General features: G+C 36.9%; 4 protein-coding genes. 1 reads left to right on the top strand and 3 read right to left on the bottom strand.

Annotated elements, in window-relative coordinates; all coding sequences use genetic code 11:
• On the top strand, positions 1-666 hold a 666-nt coding region (locus ABIQ28_RS01760), incomplete at its 5' end, for a dockerin type I domain-containing protein (protein ID WP_348035033.1).
• Positions 667-806: 140 nt separating this feature from the next.
• On the opposite strand, the gene ABIQ28_RS01755 is transcribed toward ABIQ28_RS01760, so the two are convergent.
• The 3 genes from ABIQ28_RS01755 to ABIQ28_RS01745 form a co-directional block, all read right to left on the bottom strand.
• Positions 807-1,394, bottom strand: a complete 588-nt coding sequence (locus tag ABIQ28_RS01755) for a sugar-binding domain-containing protein (RefSeq protein WP_348035032.1) — start codon at positions 1,392-1,394, stop codon at positions 807-809.
• A 150-nt stretch (positions 1,395-1,544) separates the two neighbouring features.
• The gene (locus ABIQ28_RS01750; protein ID WP_348035031.1) at positions 1,545-3,197 is read right to left on the bottom strand and encodes a beta-N-acetylhexosaminidase; all 1,653 of its coding nucleotides are present in this window, start codon (positions 3,195-3,197) and stop codon (positions 1,545-1,547) included.
• Between the two features lie 182 nt (positions 3,198-3,379).
• Positions 3,380-4,062: sulfatase/phosphatase domain-containing protein (locus ABIQ28_RS01745; protein ID WP_348035030.1), on the bottom strand; the 683-nt coding region annotated here is incomplete at its 5' end.

Genomic DNA, 4,062 nt, shown 5'->3' with positions numbered 1-4,062 from the left:
GTAGACCAAGCCGTTGGCAATTTCGGATCTGGTAGTGAACTCTATATCTTTAAAGTTGAAGGCACCGAAAGTTATCGTCCTGGCGATATCAATAACGACCGTTTAATTGACCGAAATGACTTGACTTCATATATCAATTATATGGGATTACGATTGGGCGATGCCGATTTTGAAGGCTATGTCAGTAATGGGGATGTCAATAAAAACAACCTCATTGATGCTTATGATATCTCTGTAGTGGCGACGCGTATTGACGGTGGCGTGAAGAATGCAGAGTCCGTAAAAGTTGCTGGTGGCATTACCATTTCGACTAAAAAGAAAACCTACGCTAAAGATGAAATCATCGAAATCGTAGTTTCTGGTAAAGACTTGAAAGATGTAAACGCCTTGAGTTTTGCATTGCCTTACAAAGAATCAAGTTATAAATTCCTCGGTATTGAGTCTTCAAACACTTTGAAAATGGAAAATGTGACCAATGACAGATTGCATTCCAACAGAGAAAAAGTCTTATATCCAACCTTTGTGAACTTAGGAAACCAAGAAACCATGGAGGGAACGAAAGAATTGTTCATCATTAAATTCCGAGCCAACCAAAATCTGACCTTCAATTTAAAAGCTATTGAAGGGCTATTGGTAGATAAAAATTTGAATACTGTGAAGTTTTAAGGACTGATTTTCTGACTAGATAAAATAACCTTTCAGGTTTTCCTACAACGCTGAAACTTCGGCTGACAAGTAAAATCCTGAATGGTTTAAACGAAATGCAAAAGGACCATGTTATTGATTTAACATGGTCTTTTTTTATATCATGAAATCAACCAACAATCTCTGTAAATCCCACCAAAATAAGAAAAGTCCAAAACTTCCTGATCTTTTCCTGGTGGATATGCCGGATCATTACTGTTGTCTGCCCAAACCGCAATCACGTTGTCTTTACCCCAATTTAAATGTTCGGTGATATCGACAATAACCGGTAAATAACCTCCAAAATGTTCTTTCAGTAATTTGCCGTTCACATAAACTTTAGACTTGCCCATAATCGCTTCAAAATGCAAAAAGAGCTTTTTTCCTTTAAGTCCAGAATCAGGTGTAAAATGTTTACGATACCACACTTCGCCTTGATAATTGGCACCGCCGCTGGCATCTTCTGGCAAATATTCAATCCCGTTAGGGAGATTGACTACGGACCAAGTGCTATCATTAAGGTCTGAGACTTCTGCGTTAGCCATGGCGCCTTTATGGAAACGCCAGGCCACATTCATTGAAAAGACTTCCCTTCCGGTGTTCTCACGTGGAAAAAATCCTGCTTTGGAAAATTCAGGATTATATTGAGCTGTTACTAAAACTGTTCCTAAAAGGAAGAAACAGTAGGCGACAAAAGTTCTTTTAAACATAGTTTTTGTTTTGATATAATAGTAAAGTATTGGTAAACGGATTAAAAAAGTTAGACACGGATTTCACGGATTATCACAGATTAGGATAGTTTATCCATTCGAGACAATTAATGAAATTCGTGTCTAAAAAAATTAATATATCTCTACCGATTAATACACCGATTTTATATAATGTTTCGGATGGAAACGAATCCCATTCGCTTTCCAATAATCATAATGCATCCTATTTAAACGCTCGATAAAACCAGAATATCTTTTCTTTTCAGGAATAGACCACATATTTTCAGCAAACGCAGGCATTCTAGGTAATAAGGTATATTCCAAATATTCCACTGAAGAAATAAATTCCGTCCAAATGGCAAACTGACCACCAATAATATAAGTGGCTTCCTCTTTAGTTAGCTCCGTTGGAATCAAGTTATAATTATATACTTTTTCTAAAGTGTTAATGCCCCATATTTCAGCTAAAGGCTCATTTTTAGGATCATCCTGATATCTGTTGAAGTAGAGCGGATCGTTGGGGATCATGATCACTTGTTGCTGTAATTTTGCCGCTTCAATGCCGCCTTTTTCGCCTCGCCATGACATAACCGTTGCATTTTTTGGAGCGCCACCTTCCAAAATCTCATCCCAGCCGATCAATTTACGATCGTTAGTTTCCAAGAATTTCGCTACCCGTTTTATGAAGTAACTCTGCAATTCATTTTCATCTTTTAAACTTTCATCAGTCATTCTTTTTTGACAAGTAGCACATTTCTTCCAATAGGATTTATCCACCTCATCGCCGCCTACATGAATATATTTCGAAGGAAATAAGTCCATCACTTCGGTAAACACATTCTCTAAAAATTCAAAGGTAGATTCCTGACCTGCGCAATAATTCAGATTAACATTTTCAGGATTGACCACGCCATTCCATAAGGTGGAGTTTGGAGTTTCTTGAATGTGCTTTTCACATGAAAACTCAGGATACGCTGATAAAGCCGCTCCAGAATGTCCTGGCACATCGATCTCTGGAACTATCGTGATATTTCGATCTTTGGCATAAGCGACAATTTCCTTGACTTGCTCTTGAGTATAGAATCCGCCATATTGGTAGGGTTCGCCGTCCAACTTTTTGGTATACGTAGAATCCTTTTTATACATGATACTACCCGGGATTTCAGTACGCCAAGCGCCAATATCTGTAAGCTTTGGATATTTTTTAATTTCCAATCGCCAGCCTTCGTTATCTGCCAAATGCCAATGGAAGACATTCATTTTATAAAAGGCCAGTAAATCCAAGAGTTCTTTAATCGCATTGGAATTAAAAAAATGTCGGCTCACATCCATATTCATACCACGCCAAGCTACATTGGGTTTGTCGCTAATGCTTAGGTTCGGAATTTTAATTGGCGATTGCATTTTATTGGCAATTACATATTGTAAAAGCGACTGTGTGCCATAAAACAATCCTGCATATGAATTGGCTACAATATTGATTTCGGCAGAGGAAATATTTAAAAGATAACCTTCTTCTCCTAAATTTTTACTCGGATGGTTTAAAACTTCAAACACGATATTTTTGACCTTCCCTTTTTGTGATGACAAACGAACACCCGTTTCAGTTTCTATTTTATCCGTCAGATAATGGATCAACTTAGAACCGTCTTGCGGCTCTAAACCAGTGACCACAATTCCTGTTGTAGCATCCAGAACAAAGTGTCCTTTATTAAATTTCAAAGTCTCTGGAGCAGGAATCAATTGCGCATAACTCGTCATGCTTCCAATGACAACAAATAGGAAAAGGAGTGTTTTTTTCATAGTTTAAAAAAGGGGTAAATAATGATTTAAACTTATTTAGAGTCTAAAATCATTAAGCGTGAATGTATTGATAAAAGTGCGTATTGCCGAAAATAACAACAAAAACAAAGGTGCCAAAACTAACTGGCACCTTTATAGTATTATGAAAATATATTTAAACATTTTAAAATCATAGCAGCTTATTACTTTTTATAAAGGTTGATATAATAATTATCAAGTGTTTCGGAATCCTTGTATTTCTTACGTAAATCTTGAAGTTTTTGCTTCATCTCTTTTACGACTTGCGCATAGGCAGGATCGTTGATAACATTATTAACTTCCTTCGGATCTTTCTTGCGGTCATAAAGTTCCCATTCATTCACATCAAAATAAAAATGGATCAATTTAAACTCCTTGGTGGCAATTCCGTAATGTCTTTTCACAGCATGTTCTGCAGGATATTCATAGTAATGGTAATAAATAGCATCTCTATCCCAAAGTTCTTTTTTTCCGGTTAATAAGGGCATCAAACTTTTACCTTGCATATCTTCTGGTGCTTTTATGCCGGCCGCTTCAAGAAATGTTTGTGCAAAATCTAAATTTTGAACCATCTCATCTTCGGTAATCCCTGGTTTAATCTTATTTGGCCATTTGATCAATAACGGCGTTTTAAACGATTCATTATACATAAAACGCTTGTCAAACCAGTTGTGTTCGCCTAAATAAAAGCCTTGGTCAGACGTATAAACGACGATGGTATTATCGGCCAATTTTTCTTCATCCAAATAATCCAAAACGCGACCCACATTCTCATCGACCGAAGCAATCGTTCCCAAGTAATCTTGCATATAGCGCTGATATTTCCAAACTGTTAGCGTAGAATCGT

Origin of the sequence: Gelidibacter sp. (assembly GCF_039916245.1) — a bacterium.
In the GTDB taxonomy this organism is placed as follows: Bacteria; Bacteroidota; Bacteroidia; order Flavobacteriales; family Flavobacteriaceae; genus Gelidibacter.
Note: the sequence above shows the minus strand (reverse complement) of the source record. Positions and strands in the feature narration are given on the sequence as shown.